Here is a 13,296-nt window from a genome sequence, read left to right on the forward strand (position 1 = left end):
AATGGGGGCGCCGGTGTTTCAGGCTCAGAGCGGTTCAGCTCAGGCGATCTTCTCAAGCCGGATGATGACCGACTTGGACGTCGGTGTTCCACTGACGTCAGCCGTGGAATCCAACGGCACCAGCACGTTGGTCTCGGGGTAGTAGGCGGCCGCGCAACCCCGCGGGGTGGCGTAGGTGACCGCCCGGAAGTTCTCGGCCCGGCGCTCAACGCCATCGGAGAACTGCGAGACCAGGTTCACCATTTCTCCTTCGGCGATCCCAGCAGCTGCCAGATCGTCCGCATGCACCAGCACCACACGTCGTCCGCCGTGGATGCCGCGGTACCGGTCATCCTTGCCGTAGATCGTCGTGTTGTACTGATCGTGCGACCGTAGGGTCTGCAGCAGCAGCCGCCCCTCGGGGATCTTCGGGTACTCGAGGGCGTTGCCGGTGAAGACCGCCTTGCCGGACGGAGTGGTGAACTTCCGGCCGTCACGGGGACCATTCGGCAGGACGAACCCACCCGTTTCAATCCGGGTGTTGTAATCCTCGAAGCCAGGGATGACCGCCTCAATGTGGTTACGGATGACCGAATAGTCGGCCTGCGCCGCAACCCAGTCGATCTGCGGGGCGTTGTCGCGGAACGGGCTCTCCGGGCGAGCGAACAACCGGTCACCGAGCTCACACACGATCGAGATCTCCGAGCGCACATCCGGTCCTGGGGGACGAAGCCGTCCACGCGAGGCATGCACCGCACTCATCGAGTCTTCGACCGTCACCCGCTGGTCGCCGGTGGCCTGGGTGTCCCGATCCGTCCGGCCCAGGGCCGGCAGAATCAAGGCACGACGGCCGGTGATCAGGTGCGAACGGTTCATCTTCGTCGACACCTGTACGGTCAGGCGCGTGTTGCGGAGCGCCTTGTCGGTCACATCGGAGTCCGGAGTGGCGCGCACAAAGTTGCCACCCATCGCCATGAAGACCTTCGCGCCGCCGTCGCGCATGGAACGGATCGCCGCAACAACATCGACGCCGTGCTTACGCGGCGACGCGAAGTTGAAGTGCGAGTCCAGGCTGTCGTGGAAACCGTCGGGCATGCGCTCGAAGATGCCCATGGTGCGGTCGCCCTGCACGTTTGAGTGTCCCCGGACCGGGCAGACGCCCGCTCCAGGCTTCCCGATATTGCCCTGCAACAGGAGGACGTTGACGACGTCGCGCAGTGTCTTCACCGAGTGCTTGTGCTGGGTCAGACCCATCGCCCAGCACACCACGGTGCCGGGGGACGCGATCATCCGATCGCCGACCGAGGTGATCTGAGACTTGGCGATTCCACTGGCCTCGACGATCTCGTCCCAGGACACGTCACGCAGTTCCTGCAGGTACTCTTCCAGGCCGGTGGTGTGTTCCTTGATGAACTCGTGGTCGAAAACCGTCCCGGTCTTCTCCTCCTGCTCCAGCAGGTACTTGCCGAGACCCTGGAACAGGGCCTGGTCGCCGCCGAGGCGGATCTGGAGGAAATCGTCGGAGAGCTGGGTGCCGCCACCGAACCTGGTGCCGAGGATGCCGGAGATCTTCTGCGGATTTTCGAAGCGCAGCAGCCCAGCCTCGGGCAGCGGGTTGATCGCGACGATCTGCCCGCCGTTCTTCTTCGCCTTTTCCAGCGACGTCAGCATGCGGGGGTGGTTGGTTCCCGGGTTCTGGCCCGCGACCAGGATCAGCGGGGCCTTGTCGACGTCTTCGAGGGACACCGTCCCCTTACCGATGCCGATGGTCTGGGTCAGCGCGGAGCCCGAGGACTCGTGGCACATGTTCGAGCAGTCCGGCAGGTTGTTGGTGCCGATACCGCGCACCATCAGCTGGTACAGGAATGCCGCCTCGTTGGAGGTACGGCCGGAGGTGTAGAAGACCGCTTCGTCGGGACTGTCCAGTGCCGCCAGCTCTTCGACGATGATGTCGTAGGCCTGATCCCAGCTCACCGGACGGTAATGGGTGCCGCCCTCTTCCAGGAGCATGGGATGGGTGATGCGGCCCTGCTGGCCCAGCCAGTACTCATCGCGCTCGTTGAGCTCGGCAACCGAGTGCTTCTCGAAGAACGACGGCGTCACGATGCGGCGCGTCGCTTCTTCGGCGACAGCCTTGGCGCCGTTTTCGCAGAACTCGGCGGTGTGCCGTTTGTCACCCTCGGGCCAGGCACAGCCCATGCAGTCGAAACCCTTTACCTGGTTCACTGCCAGCAGCGTCTGCGCGCTGCGCACCGGACCCATCTGGTCCAGGGAAATCTTCAGGGAGTTCAGGACGGCGGGAAGTCCCACCGCTTTTCTCTTGGGCTTACCGACCTCAATTTCGGCTTCGTTGATTCCATCTTTGGGCGCACGAGTCGCCATAGCCATCACATCCTAGGGTCAGAAGTCCACTAGTCTCATCCTAGGACAACGGTAGGAGTGCAAATTGAAGAAGCGCGTCAGTCAGCGCCGCCAGATCACCCGGTTCCGCCTCGGCGCAACCGAAAATGGCATCAGCCGGCGCGAGGATATCCTCGCCGGTGAGGAACCGCTGGAGATCCGCTTGGGAGCAAAGTCATTTTCGGTGACCATGCGCACACCCGGCGACGACTTTGACCTGGTGGCAGGATTCCTGGTCTCTGAGGGCATCGTCTGGGAGCCCGGGCAGCTGGTCAGTCTCCGCTACTGTGCAGGCGTGGACGACGCCGGTCAGCAGACCTTCAACGTGGTCGAATCCCAGCTCAGACCCGATGTGGTACTTCCGGACACCACGATGGAACGCCACGTGTACACGTCCAGTTCCTGTGGAATCTGCGGCACAGCCTCGATCGATGCGGTGCGCAAGTCGTCCCGTTTTGACGTGCACGACGACGACGCCCAGGTCACGCTCCCGGCGCTCGCCGGGCTGCCCGACCGGCTGCGTGAATCACAAAAGCTGTTCGACTCGACCGGTGGCGTGCACGCTGCGGGGCTGTTCACCCGCGACGGCGAATTGTTATGCCTTCGTGAGGACGTGGGCCGGCACAACGCGGTCGACAAGGTGGTGGGCTGGGCGCTGCGGGAGGGAATGCTCCCCCTGAAGGGAACCATCCTCCAGGTGTCCGGGCGGGCCTCCTTCGAGCTGGTGCAGAAGGCGCAGCTTGCGGGGATCCCCGTGCTGTCGGCCGTCAGCGCGCCGTCGTCGTTGGCTGCCGACCTCGCCGAGGAAACCGGCATCACCCTGGTGGGCTTCAGCCGCGGCACCTCTTTGAACTGCTACACGCACCCGCAGCGGATCGCAGCCTAGCCACCACCTACGTCAGGGGCCTCGCGCATGGAACTCGGTATCTACAGTTTCGGGGACATCCACCCCAACCCGGTGACGGGAGAGCGGGTTTCGCCGCAGCAGCGGATGGCGGACCTGCTGGAGCGGGCCCGGCTCGTCGACCAGGTGGGACTGGACTACTTCGGCATCGGTGAACACCACCGCCCGGACTACGCCGTGTCGTCGGTGGTGCCCGTGCTCGCCGCGGCCGCCGCGCAGACCACCAGGATCCACCTCGGCTCGGCGGTCACAGTCCTGAGCACCGAGGACCCGGTGCGGGTGTACCAGCAGTTCGCGACCCTCGACCTCCTCTCCGGAGGCCGGGCTGAGCTCACGGCCGGGCGGGGGTCCTTCATCGAGTCCTATCCGCTGTTCGGGGCGGAACTCGGGGACTACGAAGAGCTCTACGAGGAGAAAATCCGGCTGCTGCTGCAGCTCGACGCCGCTGAACGCATTACCTGGACCGGCAAGTTCCGTGCCGCCTTGGATGATGCGTTGATCCTGCCGCGGCCCACCTCAGGGCACCTCGACATCTGGATCGCTACCGGCGGCACACCGGCGTCGTCAGTGCGGGCTGCACGCCTGGGCACGCCCGTGATCTTTGCCTTGCTTGGGGGAGCCGTGGGGAACTTCGCCCAGCACGCGCAGCTCTATCGCGAGACAGCTGTCCGGGCGGGCCATGACCCCTCGAACCTGAAGGTGGGCCTGAGCGGCGTCGGGCTGGTGTTGAGGAAGGACGCTTCAGCAGTCTTCAAGCCGTACTGGCTGGACACGATGAAGCGGATTTCATCGGAGCGGGGCTTCCCGATGCCGAGCGAGGTCACCTACAACATGCAGGCGGCACGCACCGGGGCGATCTTCGTGGGGAACCCCGAGGAAGTGGCGGAGAAGATTGTGCTGGCCCACTCACAGATGCAGCACGACCGCCACATTCTGCAGCTCGACTGGTCCTCCGTGCCGCAGGCGCAGGTACTCGAGTCGATTGAACTGCTCGGCACCGAGGTGCTGCCCATGGTGCGCCGCGAGCTCGGTGTGGTGGCGCCGTAGCGGTGAGCAACCTGGACAGGCCGGGTCAACCTGGACATTGGTGAGAGAAAAGCGAAAGTTGCCCACGGATGTCCAGGTTCCTCACCGAAACGGGCCAAGCGGGCACGACGACGACGCTAGCCGGGAATGCGTTCGCCGGCTTCCACCGGGACGCCGATGCGGTTACCGTCGATCGGCCGCGGGCAGGTGCCATACGGGGTGAACGCGCTCGGGTAGTTCAACGCACGGTTGAAGTCGAGCTGGACCCGACCATCAGATGACACCCGGTCGGTGACAAGGAAACGCCACCCGGCGGTGGTGTCCTTGTTCGTCGCATCGTGGAACGCCACTTTCAGGGAGCCGTCCCGCTGCTGTTCGGCCATCAGGGTGTGTTCATCGCCACCGATGACAAAGGAAACCGTTCCGGTCGCCTGGGCGACGTCGTCGACCTCGGGGTGGGCGGTCCGGATCGGTATCTCACGCGCCGCCGGAAAGGCAGTGTAGCGGCCCTCGGCCACCGCGAAGGAGTCGTACTCGAAGACGGGCACGCCGTCGAACCCAGTGAATGTGGGGGCCGTGTTGTCGCGGGTCCGCACCACGTAGCGGTTGCCGCGGACCGCGAGTTCCACCACTGTGTCCTGATAGCGCACCCAGTTAAGGGAATCGCCGTCGTCGAGGAGCTGGGTGATCGTTCCACTGACTGGCGCCCCGGTGCTTGCGAGGGTCAGGCCCTCAGCGACCTGGGCGGTCAGGGTGGCGCCCTCGGCGGAACCGGGCAGCCCTGCACTCCAGAGGCCGGGCACCAGTTCCAGTGCCGACGGCTCAGCAGGTAGCCACTGCAGGGACGTCAGGGTCAGCCAGCCATGGCCGACGGCGAGGGAGCCGTCACGCTGCTCACGGAAGCTGCGCCACTGCTGGAGGTGAGTCCGGTCAGGGGTGTGCTGGGTCATGGGAAATCTCCAAAAAGTCGCAGAACGGGTCAGAACGGGTGGAGGAGGCGCTGGACGAACCGTTTGGTCCGCTCCGCTTTGGGCGCCCGCAGCACGGTGTCGGGGTGGCCGCGTTCGATCACCACGCCGCCGTCCATGAAGACCACTTCATCGGCAACCTCGCGGGCGAAGGCCAGCTCATGGGTAACGATCACCATGGTCCATTGCTCGTCGGCTAGTTCCTTGATGACACCCAGGACTTCACCCACGAGCTCCGGGTCGAGCGCCGAGGTGGGTTCATCAAAGAGCAGCAGCGCCGGTTTCAGGGCCAGCGCGCGCACAATGCCGACCCGCTGCTGCTGCCCGCCCGACAGTTCAAACGGGTACTGGTCCTTCTTGTCGGCCAGTCCCACCCGGGCGAGCAGCGCCTCGGCGTCCCGGACGGCGTCGGCCCTGCGGGTTTTCTTGACCTGCATGGGTCCTTCGATGACGTTCTGAAGGACGGTCATGTGGGGAAACAGGTTGTAGTGCTGGAAGACCATGGCGCTCTGGTCGCGCAACGCCGACAGGTCCCTGGCTTTGACCTGCCCGCCGAAATCCACCGACGGTCCACCCGCGACCGAGACTGTTCCGCCGTCGGGCGTCTCGAGCCCGTTGAGGCAGCGGAGCACTGTGGTTTTACCGGAGCCGGACGGCCCGATCAGGGCAGTGACCTGACCGGGCCGGACCGCCAGGTCGATTGACTTCAGCACCACGTTGTCGCCGAACGATTTACTGAGTCCGGTCACGGTCAGCAGGTTTCCCGGTTCACCGGAGCGGCCGGCAGCGGGCTCAGTGTGCGACATAACGATCCAACCTCTTCTCCAGATAGGACTGCCCGCTGGAGAGAACGAGGCAGAACACCCAGTAGACCAGCGCGGCCTCCAGATACAACATCATGAATTGCTGGCTGAACGCTGCGATCTCCTGCGCCTGGCGGAACAGCTCGGTCACCAGGATCAGTGATGCCAGGGAAGTGTCCTTCACCAGGCTGATGAACGTGTTGGACAGGGGTGGTACCGACACGCGGGCGGCCTGCGGCAGGATAATCCGGCGCAGGGTCCGGGTGCGGGACATGCCAATGGTGTGCCCGGCCTCCCATTGGCCCTTGGGGACGGACAGGATCGCCGCACGGATGATCTCCGCCGCGTAGCCGGCCACGTTCAGGGAGAACGCGATGATGGCGCTGGGCCAGGGATCAATCACCAGCCCGATCGAGGGCAGCCCATAGAAGATGACGAACAGCTGCACCAGCAGGGGAGTGCCCCTGATGATTGAGACGTACACCCGGGCCGCTCCTGACGCGAACCGGTTGCTGCTCAACCGCATCAAAGCGATCACGAGCGCCAGGAGCAGGCCGAGGACAAACGACGACAGGGACAGCGGGATGGTGCCCGTCAGCCCGCCCAGGACCAGAGGCCAGAGCGAATCCCAGAACAGTGTCCAGTCGATGGTGTTCCTCCGTGTGGCTAGCCGGTGCTATTCGGTGACGTCGGAGCCGAAGTACTTCTCCGAGATCTCGGCAAGCGTACCGTCTGCACGCAGACTGGCGAGGGCCTCGTCGACCGCGGCAATCAGGTCGTCGCTGCCCTTGGTGAAGGCGAAGGCACTCAGGGATTCCTCATCGGTTTCAGCGGCGATCTTGATCGCGTCGGTGGGGTTGGTCTGCTGGTAGTCCAGGTAGGTCAGCGTGTCGTTGATCGTGGCGTCCACCCGCCCCTGTTCCAGGAGTGCGACTGACTGCGCCCACCCTTCGACTGCCTCAATTTCGGCGCCGCTTTCCTGCGCCAGTTCGTGCCAGTTGCTGGTCAGCGACTGGGCGGTGGTCTTACCCTCGAGGTCCTCGAAGGAGGTGATCTCGGTGTTGTCGGCGCTGGTGACGATCACACCGGTGCTGACCGTGTAGGGATCGGAGAAATCGTAGTTTTCGAGACGCTCGTCGGTGATCGAGACCTGGTTCGCGATGACATCGAACCGGCCGGCATCCAGCCCGGCGAAGATGGCGTCCCACTGGGTTTCCTCGAACTCCGCCTCAACACCGAGTTCCTCGGCGACGGCGGTGATGACCTCGACGTCGAACCCGGTCAGGTCCCCGGCGCCGCCCTCATGGAAACTGAAGGGACGGTAGGTTCCCTCGGTGCCGACGGTGATGACGCCGGCGTCCTGGATTTCCTGCAGCGTGGTGGGTCCCGCAGAGGCGCTGCCGTCAGCTGGCTCCCCGGTGGTTTCTCCGCCGCCGCAGGCCGCCAGGCCCAGGGTGAGAGCGGTGGCTGCGCCAAGGATTGAAAGACGATGGGTCAACATTTTTGCGGGTCCTTACTAACTGGGGATGGTTCAGGGGTCTCCTGCCGTTGTACAGGGCATGGTTGTGCGGGCACAACGTGCGGAGCCACATAGTGCAACAAAGCCCTCAGCGGAATTAGTTCCGGCCGCCGGTGTGATCCGTGCGACCTTGGGCCGCTCCGGGACTCGTCCCCGGAGGTTGCGGGCATAAGCTGAACACCAGAGCAACGGAGGCTTATACATGAGCATGGAAGGCGCTGCCTGGAATTCCCTGTACCGGATTTCCACCGCCAAGGACAGCAACAACAAATTCTCGAAGGAAACGCTGAAACGCATCCTGAGATTTGCTGTGCCGTACCGGACCAAACTGATCTTCTTCATCGCGTTGTCGGTGGTGTCCGCGTTCCTCGCGGTCGCGACGCCGGTCCTCGCTGGCCAGGTGGTCAACGAGATCATTGCCGGCACCGGGCTTGAGACAGTCATCTGGCTGGCCGTCGTCATCGCTCTGGTAGCGGTTGCCGACGCCGTGGTGTCCATGGCGACCCGCTGGTTCTCCTCGAAGATCGGTGAGGGAGTCATCCTGGACCTGCGCACCACCGTTTTCGACCACGTACAGAAAATGCCGATCGCCTTCTTCACCCGGACCCGGACGGGCGCGCTGGTGAGCCGGCTCAACAACGACGTGATCGGCGCACAGCAGGCCTTCAGCGGCACCCTCTCCGGGGTGGTCAGCAACATTGTGGCGCTCGCCCTCACCCTGGTGGTCATGCTGACGACGTCGGTCCTGGTCACCGTGCTGGCCGTCATCATGCTGCCGATCTTCCTGTTGCCCGCCCGCCGGATGGGCAACCGCCTCGCCGCCCTGCGTCGCGAGGCAGCCGACCACAACTCGGCGATGAGCACGCAGATGACCGAGCGCTTTTCCGCCCCCGGCGCCACCCTGGTCAAACTGTTCGGCCGCCCGGACGAGGAGTCGCAGGAATTCGCGGTCCGCGCCGCACGGGTCCGCGACATTGGCGTCCGGATGGCCATGCTCCAGTGGGTCTTCGTCACCGCACTGATGCTGGTCTCCGCGCTCGCCCTCGCCCTGGTGTACGGCCTCGGCGGTGCCCTGGCCCTGAACGGTGCGTTGAACACGGGTGAGGTGGTCACGCTCGCGCTGCTGCTCACCCGCCTGTACGCACCCCTGACCAACCTGGCCAACGCCCGGGTGGAAATCATGAGCGCGCTGGTCAGCTTCGAGCGCGTCTTCGAGGTCCTCGACCTGGACCCGCTGATCAAGGAGAAGCCCGACGCGGGACGTATCCCCGACGGTCCGGTCTCAGTGGAGTTCGACGACGTCCGGTTCGCCTACCCCTCGGCGGACAAGGTGTCCCTCGCCTCACTGGAGGAGGTCTCCACCCTGGATACCCGGGGCGGCGAGGAGGTGCTGCACGGGGTGTCCTTCCGGGTGGAACCGGGCCAGACGATCGCCCTGGTGGGAACATCGGGTGCCGGCAAATCCACGATCGCGCAGTTGCTGTCCCGGTTGTACGACGTCGACAGCGGCGCGGTCCGCCTCGCTGGCACCGACGTGCGGGACGTGACCTTCGAATCGCTCCGGCACACCATGGGCATGGTCACCCAGGACGGCCATCTCTTCCACGAGACCATCAAATCGAATCTGCTACTGGCACGGCCCGGGGCGACCGACGAGGAGATCTGGGACGCCGTCCGGCGGGCCCGGCTCGAACCGCTGCTGAGGTCACTGCCCGATCAGCTGGACACCATGGTGGGGGAGCGCGGCTACCGGCTTTCCGGCGGGGAACGCCAGCGCATGACGATCGCCCGGCTCCTGCTGGCCCAACCCCGGGTGGTGATCCTGGACGAGGCGACCGCCGCACTGGACTCCACCTCCGAGGCGGCAGTCCAGGCAGCGCTCAGTGAAGCACTGGAGGGGCGGACCGCCATCGTCATCGCCCACCGGCTCTCGACCATCCGCACCGCCGACCAGATCCTCGTGATCGAGGACGGCCAGATTGCCGAACGCGGAACCCACGACGAACTGCTGGAACGTGGCGGCAGGTACGCGGAACTGCACCGCACCCAGTTCGCGGTCAGGAAGAACGTGGCGCCGGGGCTCTAACGCCCTGTGGGCCGGTTCAGGTGGCAGGAGCAGCGGTGCCTGCCGCGCCGCCGCGGGGGCGCGGGTCCGGAATGTGAAGCAGCGGGAGCGCTGCGTTGACCATGGGCCCTATTAGGAGGGCAAAGGCGACGGTGCCGACGCCGACGGTGCCGCCGAGCAACCAGCCGATGGCCAGCACGGTGAGTTCGATGAGCGTACGAACCTTCCAGATCTTCCAGCCCCACTTCCGGTGAATACCGGTCATCAACCCGTCCCGGGGTCCGGGGCCCATCCGGGCACCGATGTACAGTCCGGTTGCCAGCGCCAGGAGGGTGAGCCCACCGGTAAACAACAGGATCTGCGCCCAGAGTTCCGTCGGCATCGGAAGTATGGCCAGGCCCACCTCTGCGCTGGGGCCCACCAGCGCCACGTTGAGTACCGTCCCGATGCCCGGCTTCTGCCGGATAGGAATCCAGAGCAGGAGCACCAGCAGCCCAATGATGTTCGTGGCGACACCGAAGGGGAGCCCCGACTGGAGTGCGACACCCTGCCCGAGTACGTCCCACGGTGACACGCCGATCCCGGCCTGGATCATCATGGCAATGGCAAAGCCGTAGCAGAACAAGCCAACCAGTAGCTGGGGGACGCGTCGGAGGAAGAGGTGGCTCATAGGGGCCGACATTACGCCCCGCGGCTGCTTCTCAACGATTCCGTTTCGGCGGTCCGGGTGAGGCGCGTCAGCAGCGTCAGATCCTTCTGGGGGCCGCTGACCCGCCACCTGTACTGCCAATGATCCCGACCCACCAGGACGAACTCTCCCCGGTAAACGTCGGGTGGGCACGGATGTACGGGCAAATCCTGGCCGGTGGAGAGGTCGAGGCAGTGGAAAAAGCGGCCGTCCGGGAAGAACACCTCTGCTGACTGGGGTTCGACTGTCGGCCGCCAGAACAGTTCGCGGGTCGCTGGTGTGGGTGAGGACCCGGCCCAGGCGAGGGAGCCGCGCTCGCCGTGGCGAAGGGCGCCGTCGTCGAACGTGAAGGTCGCGACGCCGGTGAACCGGCCCGTCAGACCGGAGGCGTGATCGGCCAGTGAACGCTCGACCGTCCAGGAGCCGTGCAGATAGTTGAGGAGCGTATCAGCGGCGCCGAGGCGAAACGGTTCATTCATCGGGCTACCCATCCACGGTGGTGCCCCTGGCCGGAATCGAACCGACGACCTTCCCTTTAGGAGAGGGACGCTCTATCCTACTGAGCTACAGAGGCGGGTACAGCGGTACCAGCTTACCTGCTTTCGGGCGCTGTCCCATTCGGGTCGGTCAGCAGTACCGGGAGCTTGCCGCGAACGCTGCCCGGAAGCAGGACCGCCAGAAGTCCTGCGATGGCTGAGAGCCCCAGCAGGACCCAGCGCGCGATGGTGAGCGCCGAGGCCAAGGCAACCTGGCCGTCGTCGGGCGCTGTGGCCGCCAGCATCGAATCTATTGCCACGTTTTCCCACAGGTCCACCACCGCGAACAGCAGCGGCGGGGCCCAAAGCAGCCAGCGCAGCCAACGGCGATCAACATTTAACTGGATCAGGAGAAGCCACGCGATGCCGAAGATGAGGGGGAACAGTGTTCCCGCAGTCTTATGGAGGTAGCTGAGCTGGCCGAGAGCGTCGTCGTCCATGGCCGCCTGCAGGGCGGCCACGTGGGCCGACCCGTAACCACCAAACATCATGTCGGGCATCGTCAGCCCCTCGGCGAGCTGGCCCAGCTGGCCCAGTGCGAGGAGGTGGTAGTACCCGAACAGGAGAACTGCCGTGGCAGCCGCGGCGATCAGGAGCATGTTCCCGTTGCTGCGTGGTGGAACTGCGGTTGGAGCGGCGTCGGGCATGCCGGCCGCGGCCGGTCCGTGCTTCTTGGCGATCTGCGCTCGGGTCTTGGACATGCAGTGATTATCCCAGCTGTCCGGATGAAATCAGATCCCACCATGTGAAACTGCGGATTTTCTGTGAACTACATCACGTTTTGGTGACAAATATGCCATTCGAAGCATCTGTGATTGCAAACACACCACGCTTTGCGGTTGTTTAGATGAATGGCAATTAACCAAGCACTACCTATGACCAGCGTTGCGGATGAAATTGGCTGGCTGGCTGAGGTCGAGGATGCGATCGATTCGGTTTTCGCTCCCGTAACTGAGGTGTTCTCCAACATCGTGTTCTTCCCCATCACCATTGGGGAGGTCAGCTTTCCTATAGTTGTCGCGTGGCTGATCGCCGCGGGCATCATCTTCACCATCTACTTCGGCTTCGTCCAGTTCCGGCACCTCAAGGTGTCCTACGAAGTGGTCCGCGGCAGGTATTCCTCCAAAGACGACCCGGGAGAGGTGCCTCACTTCCAGGCCCTGACCTCAGCACTGTCCGGCACGGTCGGACTTGGCAACATTGCCGGTGTCGGCGCGGCTATGGCCCTTGGTGGGCCTGGCGCAACATTCTGGATGATCCTGGCCGGTTTGCTTGGTATGGCCACCAAGTTCGCTGAATGTACCCTCGGGGTGAAGTACCGCGAGGTCCACCCTGACGGCACCGTCAGCGGCGGGCCGTTCAAATACCTCCCCATCGCTTTCGAGAAGTTTGGCCGACTGCCCGCAAAGATCCTGACGGGTATCTTTGCCGTCGCCATCCTCATCTTCGGTGTGGCTGGTGGCAATATGTTCCAGGCCAACCAGACCTTCGCCCAGGTGCAGAACGTCACCGGCGGCGCGGACGGATTCCTCGGCAGCGCGGGCGCTGCCCTGATCTTCGGTATTGTCCTCGCCGCACTTGTCGGCGCAGTGATCCTCGGTGGCATCAAATCAATCGGTGCTACCACCAGCCGGCTCGTCCCTGCCATGGCAGCCGTCTACATCACGGCCTGCCTCTTCGTGATCGTCGTCAACATCGGCAACGTCCCAGCGGCCTTCGGCTCCATCATCGAGGGTGCTTTCGCCCCCGCCNCAGGCGGCTTCATTGGTGTCATGATCGTCGGCTTCCAGCGTGCTGCATTCTCCAACGAGGCCGGCCTGGGCTCCGCAGCAATTGCCCACTCGGCAGTCAAGACCCGCCGTCCGGTCAGTGAAGGCTTCGTCGCGATGTTCGAACCGTTCATCGACACGGTGGTTATTTGCACCATGACCGCACTCACGATTGTCATTGCCAGCGCACCAAGCCTGCAGGCCGGAATCGACCAGGTGCAGGCCGGCGACGGCGCTCCCGACGGCGTGATCCTCACCTCGGATGCCTTCGCATCGGTCATTTCGTGGTTCCCGATTGTGCTGGCCATCGCTGTTGCCCTGTTCGCCTTCTCCACCCTGATCACCTGGTCGTACTACGGGCTGAAGGCCTGGGAGTACCTCTTCGGACGCAGCAAGGTGTCCGAAATCATCTACAAGTGCGTGTTCCTCTTCTTCACCGTCGTCGGCACCGTCCTGACCTTCGCCCAGGTCCTGAACTTCGCCGACGCCGCACTGTTCGTCTGTGCTTTTGTGAACCTGCTTGGTGTGTACATGCTGCTGCCGGTCATCAAGCGCGAGATGAAGGCCTACCTGGCCGACCGCAAGAGCGGCACGTTGCTGCAACTCGGTATCGACCATGACGATATCGAAGAAGCCAAG

12 protein-coding genes and 1 tRNA gene are annotated in these 13,296 nt (G+C 64.3%); 4 read left to right on the plus strand and 9 right to left on the minus strand.

The genetic code is table 11. The features are described from left to right. Positions 1-39: 39 nt before the first annotated feature. Positions 40-2,361 carry an FdhF/YdeP family oxidoreductase gene (locus K728_RS0108860; protein ID WP_019483839.1) on the minus strand — a complete coding sequence of 774 codons (2,322 nt, stop codon included), beginning with the start codon at positions 2,359-2,361 and terminating at the stop codon, positions 40-42. A 64-nt stretch (positions 2,362-2,425) separates the two neighbouring features. Between K728_RS0108860 and fdhD the strand changes: the two genes are divergently transcribed. Next, positions 2,426-3,265, plus strand: a complete 840-nt coding sequence (fdhD, locus tag K728_RS0108865; protein WP_019483840.1) for a formate dehydrogenase accessory sulfurtransferase FdhD — start codon at positions 2,426-2,428, stop codon at positions 3,263-3,265. A 27-nt stretch (positions 3,266-3,292) separates the two neighbouring features. Further along, a complete protein-coding gene (locus K728_RS0108870) occupies positions 3,293-4,330 on the plus strand; it encodes an LLM class flavin-dependent oxidoreductase (protein ID WP_024476479.1) in 1,038 nt (345 codons plus the stop codon). Between the two features lie 116 nt (positions 4,331-4,446). On the opposite strand, the gene K728_RS0108875 is transcribed toward K728_RS0108870, so the two are convergent. From K728_RS0108875 to K728_RS0108890, 4 genes are read right to left on the minus strand one after another with little or no spacing between them, the layout of a single operon-like run. Next, on the minus strand, positions 4,447-5,259 hold the full coding sequence (locus K728_RS0108875; RefSeq protein WP_024476480.1) for a DUF1684 domain-containing protein: 813 nt from the start codon (positions 5,257-5,259) through the stop codon (positions 4,447-4,449). Between the two features lie 29 nt (positions 5,260-5,288). Continuing rightward, positions 5,289-6,083 carry an amino acid ABC transporter ATP-binding protein gene (locus tag K728_RS0108880; protein WP_019483843.1) on the minus strand — a complete coding sequence of 265 codons (795 nt, stop codon included), beginning with the start codon at positions 6,081-6,083 and terminating at the stop codon, positions 5,289-5,291. Then, entirely contained in the window at positions 6,070-6,729 is a 660-nt protein-coding gene (locus tag K728_RS0108885; RefSeq protein WP_024476481.1) for an amino acid ABC transporter permease, read from the minus strand. The genes K728_RS0108880 and K728_RS0108885 overlap by 14 nt, the downstream gene beginning before the upstream one ends. A 27-nt stretch (positions 6,730-6,756) precedes the next feature. Further along, positions 6,757-7,581 (minus strand): amino acid ABC transporter substrate-binding protein, encoded by an 825-nt coding sequence (locus K728_RS0108890; RefSeq protein ID WP_024476482.1) that lies wholly within the window; start codon positions 7,579-7,581, stop codon positions 6,757-6,759. A 220-nt stretch (positions 7,582-7,801) separates the two neighbouring features. On the opposite strand from K728_RS0108890, the gene K728_RS0108895 reads away from it, so the two are divergent. Beyond that, positions 7,802-9,685, plus strand: a complete 1,884-nt coding sequence (locus K728_RS0108895; protein ID WP_024476483.1) for an ABC transporter ATP-binding protein — start codon at positions 7,802-7,804, stop codon at positions 9,683-9,685. A gap of 16 nt (positions 9,686-9,701) precedes the next feature. Here K728_RS0108895 and yczE read toward each other — a convergent pair whose 3' ends face one another. The 4 genes from yczE to K728_RS0108915 all read right to left on the minus strand — a co-directional run bounded on the left by yczE (position 9,702) and on the right by K728_RS0108915 (position 11,589). Continuing rightward, the gene (yczE, locus tag K728_RS0108900) at positions 9,702-10,334 is read right to left on the minus strand and encodes a membrane protein YczE (RefSeq protein WP_024476484.1); all 633 of its coding nucleotides are present in this window, start codon (positions 10,332-10,334) and stop codon (positions 9,702-9,704) included. Between the two features lie 11 nt (positions 10,335-10,345). After that, positions 10,346-10,831: a DUF6314 family protein gene (locus K728_RS0108905; protein WP_024476485.1), complete on the minus strand. Its 486-nt coding sequence runs from the start codon at positions 10,829-10,831 to the stop codon at positions 10,346-10,348. Between the two features lie 18 nt (positions 10,832-10,849). Further along, positions 10,850-10,926 (minus strand) — tRNA-Arg (locus K728_RS0108910). An 18-nt stretch (positions 10,927-10,944) separates the two neighbouring features. Further along, positions 10,945-11,589: a hypothetical protein gene (locus tag K728_RS0108915; RefSeq protein ID WP_024476486.1), complete on the minus strand. Its 645-nt coding sequence runs from the start codon at positions 11,587-11,589 to the stop codon at positions 10,945-10,947. 174 nt (positions 11,590-11,763) lie between these two features. On the opposite strand from K728_RS0108915, the gene K728_RS0108920 reads away from it, so the two are divergent. Beyond that, positions 11,764-13,296, plus strand: a 1,533-nt coding sequence (locus K728_RS0108920) for an alanine/glycine:cation symporter family protein (RefSeq protein ID WP_024476487.1), incomplete at its 3' end; no start/stop codon positions are given.

It is taken from the genome of Arthrobacter sp. CAL618, from assembly GCF_000468215.1.
Lineage (GTDB): Bacteria > Actinomycetota > Actinomycetes > Actinomycetales > Micrococcaceae > Arthrobacter_D.

Bases quoted from the DNA above. Each gene is read 5' to 3' on its own strand.
- K728_RS0108860 (WP_019483839.1), bottom strand. From the start codon at position 2,361: ATGGCGACTCGTGCGCCCAAAGATGGAATCAACGAAGCCGAAATTGAG.
- K728_RS0108880 (WP_019483843.1), bottom strand. From the start codon at position 6,083: ATGTCGCACACTGAGCCCGCTGCCGGCCGCTCCGGTGAACCGGGAAAC.
- K728_RS0108870 (WP_024476479.1), top strand. From the start codon at position 3,293: ATGGAACTCGGTATCTACAGTTTCGGGGACATCCACCCCAACCCGGTG.
- yczE (WP_024476484.1), bottom strand. From the start codon at position 10,334: ATGAGCCACCTCTTCCTCCGACGCGTCCCCCAGCTACTGGTTGGCTTG.
- K728_RS0108895 (WP_024476483.1), top strand. From the start codon at position 7,802: ATGAGCATGGAAGGCGCTGCCTGGAATTCCCTGTACCGGATTTCCACC.
- K728_RS0108905 (WP_024476485.1), bottom strand. From the start codon at position 10,831: ATGAATGAACCGTTTCGCCTCGGCGCCGCTGATACGCTCCTCAACTAT.
- K728_RS0108890 (WP_024476482.1), bottom strand. From the start codon at position 7,581: ATGTTGACCCATCGTCTTTCAATCCTTGGCGCAGCCACCGCTCTCACC.
- K728_RS0108915 (WP_024476486.1), bottom strand. From the start codon at position 11,589: ATGTCCAAGACCCGAGCGCAGATCGCCAAGAAGCACGGACCGGCCGCG.
- K728_RS0108875 (WP_024476480.1), bottom strand. From the start codon at position 5,259: ATGACCCAGCACACCCCTGACCGGACTCACCTCCAGCAGTGGCGCAGC.